The organism is Streptomyces sp. UW30, from assembly GCF_008042075.1.
In the GTDB taxonomy this organism is placed as follows: Bacteria; Actinomycetota; Actinomycetes; order Streptomycetales; family Streptomycetaceae; genus Streptomyces.
The window spans coordinates 10,827-25,050 of record NZ_RDBN01000018.1; the positions used below are offsets into that span (position 1 = coordinate 10,827).

Sequence of the window (14,224 nt, forward strand, 5' to 3'; positions counted from 1 at the left end):
GAACCCGACGACTACGTCGCCGAGATCACCCGCGCCAACGACGGCATCGTCGATCAGTCGACGGTCCGTCAGACGGCCGTGCGGGGTTTCGAGATGGTGCAGCGGCTGGAGTCGTACGGGGTCAAGTTCGAGAAGGACGAGCACGGCGAGTACGCGGTCCGCCAGGTGCACCGCTCGGGCTCGTACGTGCTGCCCATGCCCGAGGGCAAGGACGTCAAGAAGGTCCTCTACCGACAGCTGCGCAGGCGGGAGGTGCGCGAGAAGGTCCGGATCGAGAACCGGCTGATGCCGGTGCGGGTTCTGACCGTCGACGGCCATGCGGTCGGCGCCGCCGCCTTCAACACCCGCACCGGCACCTTCGTGACCGTACGGGCGGGCGCCGTGATCCTCGCGACCGGCGCCTGCGGCCGGCTCGGGCTGCCCGCGAGCGGCTATCTGTACGGCACGTACGAGAACCCGACCAACGCGGGCGACGGCTATGCGATGGCGTACCACGCGGGCGCCGAGCTCACCGGCATCGAGTGCTTCCAGATCAACCCGCTCATCAAGGACTACAACGGCCCGGCCTGCGCGTACGTCGCCAACCCGTTCGGCGGCTACCAGGTCAACCGGCACGGGCAGCGGTTCGTCGACTCCGACTACTGGTCCGGGCAGATGATGGCGGAGTTCGCCGCCGAGGTCGCCTCCGACCGCGGCCCGGTCTATCTCAAGCTCAGCCATCTGCCGGAGGAGTCGGTCTCGGCCCTGGAGTCCATCCTGCACTCCACCGAGCGCCCCACCCGCGGCACCTTCCACGCCGGACGCGGCCACGACTACCGCACCCACGACGTCGAGATGCACATCTCCGAGATCGGCCTGTGCGGCGGCCACTCCGCCTCCGGGGTACGGGTCGACGACCACGCCCGTACGACCGTGCCGCGCCTGTACGCGGCGGGCGACCTGGCCTGCGTTCCGCACAACTACATGATCGGGGCGTTCGTCTTCGGTGACCTCGCGGGCGAGGACGCGGCACAGTACACCGCGTACGAGGGCGAGTTGCCGCGCGAGCAGCTGGCCGAGGCCCACGAGCTGATCTACCGGCCGCTGCGCAACCCCACCGGTCCGCCCCAGCCCCAGGTCGAGTACAAGCTGCGCCGCTTCGTCAACGACTACGTCGCTCCGCCCAAGAGCGGCGCCCGGCTCTCGCTCGCGCTGGAGCACTTCGAGCGGATGCGGGACGAGATCGCGGACATGGGAGCGAGCACGCCGCACGAGCTCATGCGCTGCGCCGAGGTCACGTTCATCCGCGACTGCGCGGAGATGGCGGCCCGTTCCTCCCTCGCCCGCACCGAGTCCCGCTGGGGCCTCTACCACGAGCGCCTCGACCACCCGCTGCGTGACGACACGGCCTGGCTGCACCATCTCGACCTGCGCAAGAGCGCGTCCGGCGCCATGGAGTTCACGGCCCGCCCCGTCGACCCGTACCTCGTCCCCGTACCCGAGTTCACCCCCACCGGCGGCCCGTCCCGGGACCTGGGCGAGGTGCACCCCCTGCCGACGGCGACGGCGGGACGCGCGGAAGTGGCCCCGGCGGCGACCACCGGGGAACCGGGCGAGGCAGCTGCGACCACCGGCCCGACGCACGGAACCTCTCGATCCAGCCGGGAACGGCTCCTCGAACTCGTCGCGCTCACCGAGGAGGAACCCGACCTCCAGGCCCTGGAGCCCTACCTGAAGGACGCGGACCCCGCCGTAAGGCTCGGCGCCGTGTCAGCACTGACGGAGACGGCACCTGTGGGCGCGGGCCCCGCGCTGGCCCACGCCCTGCGCGACGGCGACGGGCAGGTGCGCGCCGCGGCCGCCGCCTCCCTGCGTGAGCTGGCAGAAGTCCTGCCCGCGGAGCCGGAATTGCGCGCCCCGCTGCTGTCCGCCCTGACCGCCGCGGACCCGACGGCACGCGCCGTGGCGCTGGACGTGCTGCGTGCCCTGCGCCTGGGGGACACGGCACTGTTCGCCGGGCACCTGGCCGCCCCGGACATCGAGGTGCGCCTGGCCGCCGTGCGCGCCCTGGTCTCGGTGGACGCGGTCGAGGCGCTGTCCGAGGCGTCCGGTGACCCGGCGCGAGAAGTACGGGTCGCCGTGGCACGCGGGTTCGCAGCCCTGGCCCCGCGCATCGTCGGGGCGCTGCCGTCCGCTCTGGACGGTCTGATCCACGACCCCGACGCCCTGGTCCGTGCCGCGTCCCTGGAAGCCCTGGGTGTCCTCGGAGTCCCGGACACACTCCTCGTCACCGTGACCGAGGCACTCGCCGACCCGGCCTGGCAGGTCCGCGCTGGTGCCGCGAAGGCCCTCGGCGGGGCGGCAGCGCAGCAGGGCGTTCCCGCCCTCGCCGAACTGCTGCGCGACACCGACGCCGACGTGCGCAAGGCCGCGGTGCTCGGACTCCTGCGGCACCGCGCGCACGACGACGCCCGTACGGCGCTGGCCACCGCGGTCGACGACCCCGACGCCGATGTCCGCGCGTACGCGGGGCGGGCGGCGCGCTGATCCGGCACCTCCTCGACTACCGGACCAATCGGGCACGTTGGTTGGTCTATACCTTGTCTGGTCTACACCCTTGACTGGTACAGACCAAAGCGGTTGAGTGTGTCATCACACCCCCCACCACGGCCGCCCCCCACGCCGTGACCGACACCGTCGGTGCGTGCGCACAAGGGTGCTGATGTCCCCTGCCCTTGTAGGGGTGCGGCCGTGCTCCGCAAAGGAGTTGATCCTGTGTCGAGGCGCCGTATAGCCGCACTTGTCTCCGCACTCGCCCTGGGCAGCGCCGCACTGGTGCTCCAGCCGGCCCCGAGCGCGTCCGCCGCCGGGTTCGTCGTCAGCGAGGCGCAGTTCAACCAGATGTTCCCGAACCGGAATCCCTTCTACACGTACAGCGGCCTCACCGACGCGCTGAGCGCCTACCCCGGCTTCGCGAACACCGGCAGCGACACCGTGAAGAAGCAGGAGGCCGCGGCCTTCCTCGCCAACGTCAACCACGAGACCGGCGGACTCGTCCACATCGTCGAGCAGAACACCGCCAACTACCCCCACTACTGCGACCGCAGCCAGCCCTACGGCTGCCCCGCGGGCCAGGACGCCTACTACGGCCGCGGCCCCATCCAGCTCAGCTGGAACTTCAACTACAAGGCCGCCGGCGACGCCCTCGGCATCGACCTGCTGGGCAACCCCTGGCGCGTACAGAACGAGTCGGCCGTCGCCTGGAAGACCGGCCTGTGGTACTGGAACACCCAGACCGGCCCCGGCACCATGACCCCCCACAACGCCATGGTCAACCAGGCCGGCTTCGGCCAGACCATCCGCTCCATCAACGGCTCGCTGGAGTGCGACGGCAAGAACCCGGCCCAGGTGCAGAGCCGCGTGGACGCCTACAACCGGTTCACCTCGGTCCTCGGCGTCTCCCCGGGCGGCAACCTCTACTGCTGACGCCCCCGCGTGCCCGAGGCGTGTGCGACACTCCGCCGATGACCTCGGAAACGATCACCGCGGACGCCGCGGGCACCTGGAGACTCGGCGACCTGCCCGTGCGCCGCGTCGGCTTCGGCGCGATGCGGCTCACGGGCAGCGCCGCCTTCCACCACGGGACGCCGAGCGACCGCGAGCGCTCGATCGCCGTACTGCGCGAGGCGATCGAGCTCGGCGTCACCCACATCGACACGGCGGCCTTCTACTTCTCCGCCACCCGCTCCGCCAACGAACTGATCAACACCGCGCTGGCGCCGTACCCCGACGACCTGGTCATCGCCACCAAGGTGGGCCCCTTCCGCGCCTACGACGGGGAGTGGGGCACCTCCGCCCGCCCCGACCAACTGCGCGGCCACGTCGAGGAGAACCTGCGCCAGCTCGGCCGCGACCACCTGGACGTCGTCTATCTGCGCCGGATGCGGCAGGACTCCATCGCCGAGCACTTCGGGGCGCTGGCCGAACTGCGCGAGGCAGGTCTGATCCGGCACCTCGGCATCTCGGCCGTGGAGCCACGGCACCTCGCCGAGGCGCAGGCCATCGCGCCCGTGGTGTGCGTGCAGAACCGCTACGCGCTCGACCGGCCCGACCCCGAGGCCGACGAACTGCTGCGCCTGTGCGGCGAGCAGGGCATCGCCTTCGTCCCGTTCTACGCGGTCGCCGGCGATGCGGGGGAGCGGGGCGCGACCGCCGCCCACGACGACGAGGTGCGCGCCGTGGCGCGGGCGCACGGCGTGAGCCCCGCCCAGGTGCGCATCGCCTGGACCCTGCACCAGGGCCCGCACGTGCTCGCCATCCCCGGCACCGGCAACCCCGGCCACCTGATCGAGAACGTGGCCGCGGGAGCCCTACGCCTGACCGGCGACGAGCGGGCCCGGCTCAACGCGGCCCGGGAGCAGGCCGGTTGAGCCGGACCGACGGCATCGCTCAGCCCGTGTACCCGGTCACCGGGTAGTGGTCGGACAGGTTCGTGTACGTGTAGTCGGTGCCCCAGCTGCTCACCGTCCAGGGCGCGCTCTGCTCCTTGACGACGTCGTTCTTCCACACCGTGGGACGGGCGTGGCCCGCGCGGTGCAGGACGTAGTCCAGGTCCTCTCGCGGGTCGTCGGGGTAACGGTCGCGGGCTATGGAGTTGTCCTGCGTGTCGAAGGAGTACGGGTGCCCGGTGCGCGCGTCGGCCCCCACCAGCCCGGCGTCGGCGAGCATCGAGGCGTACTCGGGCGTGCGCGAGTCGACGTTCAGGTCACCGGCAAGCAGCACCTGCTCGTTGGCCGGGATGTTCTTGGCGTCCAGGAACGCGTCGATCGTCTTGAACTGCCGGCTGCGCATGGCGGCCGCCTCGCCCGCGGCGCAGCCCGGGTCCGTCGACTGGGCGTGTGTGCCGACGACGTGCACCTTGGTGCCGTTCACGTTCAGCACGACGTAGGCGAAGCCCTTGTTGGACCACCAGTCCGCGCCGCACGCGTCCTTGTAGACCCACTGCTCCTTGCGCACGATCGGCCACTTGCTGAGGATCGTGACCCCGCCGTCCTCCGGCGTCGTCGCCGAGTACGCCCCACCGGTGGCGTCCCAGCCGCTCTTGGTGCGCCCGACGACCGGGGTCTGGTGCGGGTACCGGTCGGCGAGCGAGCTCTTCAGCGCGTCCGAGGAAGAGTTGTCGAACGCCTCCTGGAGGACGACTACGTCGTTGCCCTGCACGAACGGCGCCTTGGCGATCTCGGTGGCCCGGTGGTCCTGGCCCCAATTCGGGTAGAGGGCCTTGCTGAACAGGAAGACGTTGTACGTCAGCACCTTGAGCGGCGGCGTCTGCTCGGCGGCGGACGCGGTGGGCGCCGCGCCCACGAGACCGGCGGTGGCGAGCGAGAGCGCTAGCACGGCCGAACCCTGTGCACGGCGGTGTGCGAGGGGCGTCACTGGATCTCCCTGTGGTCGAAGGGGGTTGTGGGGCGCCGCACATCAAACCATCAGGGATTACTCTCAGGTAACACTCGTGCGGGAATTGGATGGCGCGGGGACGTACGCAACGGAAGTTGTTCAGACAAGCCACGTTCCGCTTCGCATCAGATGCCGCCCCGGCAGCTCGTGCTGCTCATGCCATGCCTGCACCGCCACGGGACGTACCTGGTAGTAGGAGTACGTCGCGGAGTCCGCGCGTGGATCCCAGCCCGTCTTCGCGCGGAACGCCTCGGCCGCCGCGGCAGGCACCTCGTCGTCGGCGTGGACGTCCACCTCGCCGTCGATGAGGACGACGTCACGCGTGTCCCCGAAGGCCAGCCGGGTCCGGCGGCGGGCGCACAGATTGCGGCCCGTGGGGTTGCCCGGGCGGGTGGCCATCCAGAGCGCCTCGCCGTCCCAGACGAACCACAGCGCGACCAGACAGGGCACCCCGTCGCTGTCCGCCGAGGCCACCCAGACGTCCGTCTCCCGTTCCAGCCGGTCCAGTACGTCCCGCTTGCGACGCTCCGGGCTGCGCGGCTCATCCATGATCGTCATGCCCGGAAACGCTAGTCGCCGGCCCGCCTGCGCACCTCGGGCGGCAGGCCTAGGACGAAGGTCCCGGGCGGGACTGGCGCCGCGTAGGTTTTACGTATAACCTCTCCCGTCAATCGAACCTCCCGGAAGGCCCCGATGAGACGCATCGCCCTGGTCACCCTCGTCGTCGACGACTACGACGAGGCGATCCGCTTCTATACCGAAGCCCTCGGCTTCCGGCTCGTCGAGGACGCCCCGCGCCCGGACGGCTCCCGCTGGGTCGTCGTCCAGCCCGGCGACCAGGGCACCGCACTGCTGCTGGCCCGCGCCAAGGGGGACGAGCAGGGTGCCCGGGTCGGCGACCAGACCGGCGGGCGCGTCGGGTTCTTCCTGCACACCGACGACTTCGCCCGCGACCACGCCCGGATGCTCGCCGCCGGCGTGACCTTCCTGGAGGAGCCCCGGCATGAGCCGTACGGCTCGGTCGCCGTCTTCCAGGACCTGTACGGCAACCGCTGGGACCTGCTCCAGCCCGCGGACTGAACGCTCCCTTCGCCGCTTCGAACCGCCCCGCTCAAAGAAAGACCGCACCATGAATGCTACGCGCGTAGACGCAGACGTGATCCGCCGCCTCCCCAAGGCCGTCCTGCACGACCACCTCGACGGCGGCCTGCGCCCCGCCACCCTGGTGGAGCTCGCCGCCGAGGTCGGCCACACCCTGCCGACCACCGACCCGGACGAGCTCGCCGCCTGGTACTTCGAGGCCGCGAACTCCGGCGACCTGGTCCGCTACATCGCCACCTTCGAGCACACCCTCGCCGTGATGCAGACCCGCGAAGGCCTGCTGCGCACCGCCGAGGAGTACGTGCTCGACCTGGCGGCGGACGGGGTCGTCTACGGCGAGGTGCGCTACGCCCCGGAGCTGAACACCAACGGCGAGCTGACCATGGCCGAGGTCGTCGAGACCGTACAGGAGGGCCTCGCCGCCGGTATGGCGAAGGCCGCGGCCGCCGGCACTCCGGTGCGCGTCGGCACCCTGCTGTGCGGGATGCGGATGTTCGACCGGGTGCGCGAGGCGGCGGACCTCGCGGTGGCGTTCCGGGACGCGGGTGTGGTGGGCTTCGACATCGCCGGCGCCGAGGCCGGCTTCCCTGCCGCCGACCACCTCGACGCCTTCGAGCACCTGCGCCGCGAGAATGTGCCGTTCACCATCCACGCCGGTGAGGCCGACGGCCTGTCCAGCATCCACCAGTCGCTCCAGATCTGCGGCGCCCAGCGCATCGGTCACGGCGTGCGCATCACCGACGACATCGTGGACGGCAAGCTCGGCCGCCTGGCGGGCTGGGTCCGCGACCGCCGTATCGCCCTGGAGATGTGCCCGACGTCCAACCTCCAGACCGGCGCCGCCACCTCCATAGCCGGGCACCCGATCACCGCGCTGAAGGACCTCGGCTTCCGGGTCACCCTCAACACCGACAACCGTCTGGTGTCGGGGACGACGATGACCCGGGAGATGTCGCTGCTGGTCGAGGAGGCCGGCTGGACGGTGGAGGACCTGCGCACGGTCACGGTGAACGCCCTGAAGAGCGCCTTCATCCCGTTCGACGAGCGCAAGGCCCTCATCGAGGACGTCGTCCTGCCTGGTTACGCGGCCGCGCTCTGAAACGGCCCGCGGGGCTACAGGTTCGGTAGCAGCCCCCGCACATAGGCGGCCTGTCCGACGTGCTGGAGATCGTCGGACAGGACGCTGACCAGCCGTACGCCCAGGGTGACCGGTGGATCCCAGCGTTCGTCCACGATCCGCTCCAGGTCCTTGGCGGCGACCTCGCGCAGGGCCCCGAGGGTCTGGGTGTGCACGGCGTCGTAGTAGCGGGTCAGCAGGTCGCCGGAGTCGACCCGGACCTTGGCGACCTTCGCCGGGGTGTGGCCGTAGCCGGTGTCGTGGCGGGGCAGATCGAGCCCGAAGGTTTTCTGGTAGTCCTGGGTCAGCCACACCTGGTCGAGGTCGAAGGCGTCGCCGAGGTGATCGTCCTGGACCCGGGTGAGATGCCAGATCAGCCAGGCGACGGAGTTGGCGTCGGGGGAGGGGCGGGCGCTGAGCTCGTCCGGGCCGAGGKCCTCGACGGCGGCGTGGACTTCTTCCTGGATGCGGTTGTACCCGTCGATGAGGATGTCCTTCGCATGCATGGCTCCACCATCGCGCAAAGCCGTCCCGCACGCGCCCCTTCAGCCGTGCGTCACGCGCCTTCCGTTTCCAGCAGCGCCATCAGGGCCCGGGCTGCCGGGCTCGTGGCCTGCGGGGGCGGCAGCAGGGCGACCGTCTCGTAGACGGTCTCGCCCGTGCCCTTCACCGGCAGGGCGGTCAGGGACGGCCGCTTGTGCCGGAAGTGGCGTGGTACGACGGCGATGCCGAGGTCCTCGTCCACCAGGTCCAGCAGGCTGTGCACGTCGTTGACCTCCAGGGACACGGTCCGCCGTACGCCCGCGGCGGCGAACACCGCGTCGGTGGCGCGGCGCGGCCCCCAGTCCGGATGGAAGTCGACGAAGACCTCCCCGCCCAGATCCTCCGGAGTGACCGCGGCCCCGGCGACGGCGAGGCGGTGGCTCGGATGGCACAGGACGGTCATGGGCTCGCTGGTCAGCGGTACGACACGCAACTGGTCGGTGTCCTCCTGCGCCGTCCGCACCGCGAAGGCCAGATCGAGGCGGCCGGCCGCGACCTCCTCCGCGAGCGCGCCCGAGCCCGCCTGCCGCAGACAGATCTCCACGTCCGGATGCTCCCGCCGGAAGGCCGCGAGCAGCCCCGCCACATGCACCCCGGCGATGCACTGCTCGGACCCGAGCGCCAGCATCCCGCGCAGCACGCCCTGCACCGCGGCCACCGCCTCGTGGGCCGCCCGCACCTGCGCCAGGATCCGCTCCGCCTCGCACAGCAGGGCGCGGCCGGCCGGAGTGAGCGTCACTCGCCGGGTCGTGCGCACGAACAGCGGGGTCTGCAACTCCCGCTCCAGGGCGCGGATCGACGCCGACAGGCCGGACTGGGACACCAGCAGGCGCTCGGCCGCCCGGGTGAAGTGCTGGTCCTCGGCGACCGCCACGAAGTGCTGGAGATGACGCAGTTCCATGATTGAGCAGCCTAGCCGCTGAATCCCATCTGATTTACCTGTTGGACCACTGCCCGCAGGTCGCGACAGCATGGACGGCGACTGGATTACCGGCTCTTCGGAGCCGTCCTTCGTGTGCCAACCCCTCTGGAGTCGCGTTGTACACCGCACACACCGACCGCTACGCGGACATGCCCTACCGGCGCACCGGACGCAGCGGCCTCAAGCTCCCCGCGCTGTCCCTCGGACTGTGGCACAACTTCGGTCCGGACCGCCCGGTCGAGACCCAGCGGGCCATCCTGCGCCGCGCTTTCGACCTCGGCGTCACGCACTTCGACCTTGCCAACAACTACGGCCCGCCGCCCGGCGCCGCCGAGTCGGCGTTCGGCGAGGCGCTTAAGGCGGACCTCGCGCCGTACCGCGACGAGATGATCATCTCCACCAAGGCCGGCTATCTGATGTGGCCCGGCCCGTACGGCGAGTGGGGCTCGCGCAAGTACGTGCTGTCCTCGCTCGACCAGAGCCTGAAGCGGATGGGCCTGGACTACGTCGACATCTTCTACTCGCACCGCCCCGACCCGGACACTCCGCTGGAGGAGACGATGGGCGCCCTGCACTCGGCGGTGCAGCAGGGCAAGGCGCTGTACGTCGGCGTCTCCAACTACTCGCCCGAGCAGACCCGCGAGGCCGCCCGCATCCTGGGCGAGCTGGGCACCCCGCTGCTCATCCACCAGCCCGCCTACTCGATGCTGAACCGCCGCCCCGAGGAAGAGGGACTCCTCGACGCCCTGGACGAGCTCCAGGTCGGCTCGATCGTCTACTCCCCGCTGGCGCAGGGCCAGCTGACCTCCCGCTACCTCGACGGGATCCCGAAGGACTCGCGGGCCGCGAGCGGCAGCCCGTTCCTGAACGCCGACGCGATCACCGGCGACCTGCTGGGCAAGCTGCGCGCCCTCGACGAGATCGCCAAGTCCCGCAGCCAGACCCTGGCCCAGCTGGCCCTCGCCTGGGTCCTGCGCGGCGGCCGGGTGACCTCGGCGCTCGTCGGTGCGAGCAGCCCGCAGCAGATCGAGGACAGTGTCGCGGCCACCCGCAACCTGGACTTCGACGCCGACGAGCTGGCCCGCATCGAGGCGATTCTCAAGCCGTAAGGCGCTCGCTGACCTCCCAGAGGCGGGCCGCCGCCTCTGGGTCCACGGCGTAGGACAGCACGCCCGGCGTCTGAGCTCCGGTGCGCCACTCGGCCTCGTCGGCGTCGGCCACCAGGGGGCTGATGTCGCAGTTCTCGCAGTAGACCCCGCCGAGCGCGGCCAGCTGCGGGCTGGTGGCGCACCAGACGCTGGTGGCGGCTCCCTGCTCCACCGTCTTCAGCTGGCGGGACGGGTCCCGTACGGGCCGTCCGTGCTCGTCGAGGGCACCGGCCGCCCGGACGGCCTCCGCGGAGACGTGCTTGGCGAGGCCGGTGTCGATGATCGTGCCGGGGTGCACGGAGAAGGCCCGCACCCCCTCGGCCCGTCCGCGCCGGTCCAGTTCCACGGCGAAGAGCGCGTTGGCCGTCTTGGACTGGCCGTAGGCGGCGAAGGGCTCGTAGGGCCGGTGCTCGAAGTGCAGGTCGTCGAAGTCGACGTTGCCGAAGCGGATGCCCCGCGAGGACACGGCCACGACCCGCGCCCCGTCGGCCGCGACCAGCGCGGGCCACAGCCGGGCGACCAGCTGGAAGTGCCCCAGATGGTTGGTGGCGAACTGCGCCTCGTACCCGCGCGCGTCCCGCGTCAGCGGGGTCGCCATGATCCCGGCGCTGTTGACCAGGATGTGCAGCGGACGCCCGGAGGCCAGGAACTTCTCCGCGAAGGCGTCGATCGACGCCGGGTCCAGCAGGTCGAGGTACTCGACCTCGGCCCCGGGCACGTCCCGCAGCGCGGCCCGTGCCCGCTCCAGGTCCCGCGCCGGTACGACGACCTCGGCGCCGGCGGAGCGCAGCACCCGGGCCGTCTCCAGGCCGATGCCGGAGTAGCCGCCGGTGACGATCGCGACCTTGCCGGTCAGGTCGACCCCCTTGATCACCTCCTCGGCGGTGGACGCGGCGCCGAAGCCGGAGGGCAGGGGATGCTGTGCGGTGGTCATGGTGCGTATCTCCTCAACGTGAGCCGACCGGACCACCGTAAGGACGCGGTTCCGTACGATGAATACTTGAGAGTCCGCATTACTTGCGTGATAGTTCGAGCATGACCGCCGATCCGCTGTCCGAGGCCCTCGCCGTCGCCGATGCCCGCAGTGTGTTCTCCGGTGGCTTCACCGCCGGCGGCACCTGGGCGATCCGGCTGCGCGGGCGCGACAAGCTGAAGGTGGTGGCCGTGGTGCGGGGCAGCTGCCTGCTGGTCCGCGAGGACGGCGGTGAGCCGTTGAAGCTGTCCGAGGGGGACGTGGTGGTCTCCGACGGGCGCCAGCCGTACGTCATGTGCAGCGAGCTCGGCGTCGAACCGCTGGACTCCGCCGACGTCACCGTGGACCCCGTCACCCGGACGGCGCGGCTCGGCGACGGCACGGACGAGGACGTCGCCTGCGTCTCCGGGCACATCGACCTGAGCCGGGACAGCGGCGAACTGCTGCGCCGGGCGCTGCCGGAGCTGATCCACGTACGGTCCGACGCGGCCGAGGCGTCGGCGCTGCGCTGGCTGATCGGGCAGTTGGCCGAGGAGATGAAGACACGCCGGGCCGGTGTCGAGTTCGCCTCCGACCAGCTGGCCCAGCTGATGTTCGTGCAGGTGCTGCGGGTCTGCCTCGTCGAGTCGGAGGGGCTGCCGCCGGGCTGGCTGCGCGCGCTGGCCGACGAACGGCTCGCCCCTGCCCTGCGCCTGATGCACGGCGATCCGAGCCACACCTGGCAGCTGGAGGAGCTGGCCCGGGCGGCCGCGATGTCCCGGACCACCTTCGCCGTACGGTTCAAGGAGGCGGCCGGGGTGCCGCCCCTGACGTATCTGCTGAACTGGCGCATGAGCCTGGCCGCCCGCGCCCTCAGACAGGACACGGCCCCGGTCGCGGCGCTCGCCCGTTCCGTCGGCTACACCTCCGAGAGCGCCTTCAGCAACGCCTTCAAGCGGGCCGTCGGCGTCGCGCCCCGGCGCTACCGGCAAGCCGCTAGGAGCTGATCCGCTCCTCCAGGCGGACCGTGACCGTGTCGCCCTCCGCCTTGCCGATGGCCTTGCGGATGTCGGCCTTCACCGGCAGCTTGTGCGTGCCGTCGCCCAGCGCCATGAACGAACTGCGGAAGGGGTGTCCGTCGATCGTGCCGCGGACCTTGACGAGCCCGCGGGTGCCGAAGAAGTCGACGCTCCTCGGCCAGACGAGATAGGTCCAGCCGCCCTCGTTCGGACTCTTGCGCAGGACGGCCGTGAACTCCTCGTCCAGCTTGGCGGTCGTGGTCATGGTGGTGCCTCCGCTCGCGGTGGTCGTGTGGTGAAGACCGCCGCGAGCGTGGAAACTCATCGCGGAACTCACGTCCCGGCCGGCAGCCGGTCCAGAAAGCCGAGCACGGCCGTGATCCGCCCCTCGGTATCCAGCGTGATCACATCGGACCCGGCCACCGGCGCCGAGCCGGCGACTTCGTTCACCAGCTCCCAGGAGAAGCGGGCCGTGTCGTGGTGGCCCTCGACGGACCCGGTGAGCCGGAAGACGAAGCCGGGGAATTTCGCGTGCGCCGCCGAGATGACGGCCACGATCCCCTCGTGTCCGCGGACCTCGGCGAGAGGGTCGGTGTATCCGCCCTGCGGGCTCCACGCCGTGGCGACCGCCCGGGCCAGGGCGTCGGGCTCGCGGGTGTTCCAGGCCGCGAAGTAGAGGGCGGCGGCGTTCTCGTAACGATCGGTGTGCGCGGGCATGGCGGATCAGCCTCCACGAGGTCGTCGTTGCTGCTCAGGAACCGGATCCCGGTCTCGGTGACCCGGTACCGCCACGATGCCCGCCCGTGCCGGAAAGCTCGATTACGCCCGAGGTAATGCCCCGCCGGTGAGCTGGCTTGACGTGTACCCGCCGCATTTCGGCCAACGAATGCTGTGAATATGCCAGGAGAGTGGCCGGAAAGTCGTGGTGACAGTGTTTCAGTAGTGAACATACTCAACTACGTGGGCGCTTCACATGGGGCGACGGCGCCCTTACGCACCGCTCACGAGCCGCACGAAAGCGAGGTCCGCCGAGAGGCGAACACGGCACCACGGGGGAGGCTTGCGTGCACGACGAGTTCCTTTGCCATGTCACCGCCTACGGAGTCTGCGGCGGGCGGCGTATCGGGGTACCCCTCGGAACCTACCGGGCACCCACCCTGGCGCTGGCCCTGTGGTGGTTGCGCGACCGGGCGTCCTGGATGGCCGAGCGATTAGACCCGCGACCGGAGGCAGAGCACTTCCCACCCAGTGCGCTCGTCCCGGTCGCCGACACCGTGCCCGACGTCCCCGCCGTATTGCGCAAGTGGTGTGGCGACGTCGGACAACAGGAGCTGGTCGCCGACGAGTTGGCGGCCGGACACCTGGTCCGGATCGCCGTGAGCGACGAGACCACCGAGTACGAACTGCTCGCCGAGTCGGTGGACGCACTGCGTATGCAGCGCACCCTCCCGGCGCTCTTCGTACCCGTCGGCTGACCCCCGTGGCGAAGCGATCTCCGCCCTTGCGAGCCCCTGGCACAGGCAGGTGCAGGCAGGCGCATACAGGGGCAGATCGATAGAATCCTGGCATGGCGGAGCGTTCGTACGCACCGACTGCGCCCGTACTCGTCCTGGAGACCGACTCGGGCTCGACCGTGATGACTCCGGGCCGCGACTACCGCGTCGGACGCGACCCGCTCAGCGACATCGTCATCGACGACTCCCGCGTCTCCTGGCACCACGCCGTGCTGCGACCCGAGGCCGACCACTGGACGCTCGCGGACGACAACAGCACCAACGGCACCTACACCGACGGTCACCGCGTCCAGGAGTGGGACGTCGGCCCCGGCACCGTCATCCGCTTCGGCAACCCCGCGGACGGCCCCCGCGCGATCCTGCTGGACCGCACCGCCCCGACCCGCGCGCCGGAACGCCCCTCGGCCGTCTCCATGCCCGGACGCACGGGCACCTTCCGGCAGCCCACCAACGTCCGCCCGCTGCCCACCCG

16 protein-coding genes are annotated in these 14,224 nt (G+C 71.0%); 9 read left to right on the plus strand and 7 right to left on the minus strand.

The window, feature by feature from the left end; translation table 11 throughout:
- The 3 genes from EAO75_RS09620 to EAO75_RS09630 all read left to right on the plus strand — a co-directional run.
- The coding region (locus tag EAO75_RS09620) for a fumarate reductase/succinate dehydrogenase flavoprotein subunit (RefSeq protein ID WP_147994657.1) at nucleotides 1–2,526 on the plus strand (2,526 nt) is incomplete at its 5' end.
- 228 nt (nucleotides 2,527–2,754) lie between these two features.
- A complete protein-coding gene (locus EAO75_RS09625) occupies nucleotides 2,755–3,465 on the plus strand; it encodes a chitinase (RefSeq protein WP_147994642.1) in 711 nt (236 codons plus the stop codon).
- Nucleotides 3,466–3,503: 38 nt separating this feature from the next.
- Nucleotides 3,504–4,409 carry an aldo/keto reductase gene (locus EAO75_RS09630; RefSeq protein ID WP_187284369.1) on the plus strand — a complete coding sequence of 302 codons (906 nt, stop codon included), beginning with the start codon at nucleotides 3,504–3,506 and terminating at the stop codon, nucleotides 4,407–4,409.
- Nucleotides 4,410–4,428: 19 nt separating this feature from the next.
- Here the strand turns inward: EAO75_RS09630 and sph are convergent, their stop codons facing one another.
- Both sph and EAO75_RS09640 read right to left on the minus strand, forming a co-directional pair.
- The gene (gene sph / locus EAO75_RS09635; protein WP_147994644.1) at nucleotides 4,429–5,415 is read right to left on the minus strand and encodes a sphingomyelin phosphodiesterase; all 987 of its coding nucleotides are present in this window, start codon (nucleotides 5,413–5,415) and stop codon (nucleotides 4,429–4,431) included.
- Between the two features lie 120 nt (nucleotides 5,416–5,535).
- Nucleotides 5,536–5,994: a pyridoxamine 5'-phosphate oxidase family protein gene (locus EAO75_RS09640; protein ID WP_147994645.1), complete on the minus strand. Its 459-nt coding sequence runs from the start codon at nucleotides 5,992–5,994 to the stop codon at nucleotides 5,536–5,538.
- Between the two features lie 135 nt (nucleotides 5,995–6,129).
- Between EAO75_RS09640 and EAO75_RS09645 the strand changes: the two genes are divergently transcribed.
- Nucleotides 6,130–6,516 (plus strand): VOC family protein, encoded by a 387-nt coding sequence (locus tag EAO75_RS09645; RefSeq protein ID WP_147994646.1) that lies wholly within the window; start codon nucleotides 6,130–6,132, stop codon nucleotides 6,514–6,516.
- A gap of 49 nt (nucleotides 6,517–6,565) precedes the next feature.
- On the plus strand, nucleotides 6,566–7,636 hold the full coding sequence (locus EAO75_RS09650) for an adenosine deaminase (RefSeq protein ID WP_147994647.1): 1,071 nt from the start codon (nucleotides 6,566–6,568) through the stop codon (nucleotides 7,634–7,636).
- 14 nt (nucleotides 7,637–7,650) lie between these two features.
- On the opposite strand, the gene EAO75_RS09655 is transcribed toward EAO75_RS09650, so the two are convergent.
- Nucleotides 7,651–8,160, minus strand: a complete 510-nt coding sequence (locus EAO75_RS09655) for a mycothiol transferase (RefSeq protein ID WP_147994648.1) — start codon at nucleotides 8,158–8,160, stop codon at nucleotides 7,651–7,653.
- Nucleotides 8,161–8,210: 50 nt separating this feature from the next.
- Complete coding sequence (locus tag EAO75_RS09660) at nucleotides 8,211–9,098, minus strand: LysR substrate-binding domain-containing protein (RefSeq protein WP_147994649.1); 888 nt, start codon at nucleotides 9,096–9,098, stop codon at nucleotides 8,211–8,213.
- A 137-nt stretch (nucleotides 9,099–9,235) separates the two neighbouring features.
- Between EAO75_RS09660 and mgrA the strand changes: the two genes are divergently transcribed.
- Nucleotides 9,236–10,228, plus strand: a complete 993-nt coding sequence (gene mgrA / locus EAO75_RS09665; protein WP_147994650.1) for an L-glyceraldehyde 3-phosphate reductase — start codon at nucleotides 9,236–9,238, stop codon at nucleotides 10,226–10,228.
- Here mgrA and EAO75_RS09670 read toward each other — a convergent pair.
- Nucleotides 10,218–11,201, minus strand: a complete 984-nt coding sequence (locus EAO75_RS09670; protein ID WP_147994651.1) for an oxidoreductase — start codon at nucleotides 11,199–11,201, stop codon at nucleotides 10,218–10,220. The genes mgrA and EAO75_RS09670 overlap by 11 nt on opposite strands.
- Before the next feature lie 101 nt (nucleotides 11,202–11,302).
- Here EAO75_RS09670 and EAO75_RS09675 point away from each other — a divergent pair, with 101 nt between their 5' ends.
- Nucleotides 11,303–12,226 (plus strand): AraC family transcriptional regulator, encoded by a 924-nt coding sequence (locus EAO75_RS09675; protein ID WP_147994652.1) that lies wholly within the window; start codon nucleotides 11,303–11,305, stop codon nucleotides 12,224–12,226.
- Here the strand turns inward: EAO75_RS09675 and EAO75_RS09680 are convergent.
- Nucleotides 12,216–12,503, minus strand: coding sequence for a DUF1905 domain-containing protein (locus tag EAO75_RS09680; RefSeq protein ID WP_147994653.1), 288 nt, complete (start codon nucleotides 12,501–12,503; stop codon nucleotides 12,216–12,218). The genes EAO75_RS09675 and EAO75_RS09680 overlap by 11 nt on opposite strands.
- A gap of 68 nt (nucleotides 12,504–12,571) precedes the next feature.
- Entirely contained in the window at nucleotides 12,572–12,955 is a 384-nt protein-coding gene (locus EAO75_RS09685; RefSeq protein WP_147994654.1) for a nuclear transport factor 2 family protein, read from the minus strand.
- A 347-nt stretch (nucleotides 12,956–13,302) separates the two neighbouring features.
- Here EAO75_RS09685 and EAO75_RS09690 point away from each other — a divergent pair, with 347 nt between their 5' ends.
- The gene (locus EAO75_RS09690; RefSeq protein ID WP_147994655.1) at nucleotides 13,303–13,713 is read left to right on the plus strand and encodes a hypothetical protein; all 411 of its coding nucleotides are present in this window, start codon (nucleotides 13,303–13,305) and stop codon (nucleotides 13,711–13,713) included.
- A gap of 92 nt (nucleotides 13,714–13,805) precedes the next feature.
- On the plus strand, nucleotides 13,806–14,224 hold a 419-nt coding region (locus EAO75_RS09695), incomplete at its 3' end, for an FHA domain-containing protein (RefSeq protein WP_147994656.1).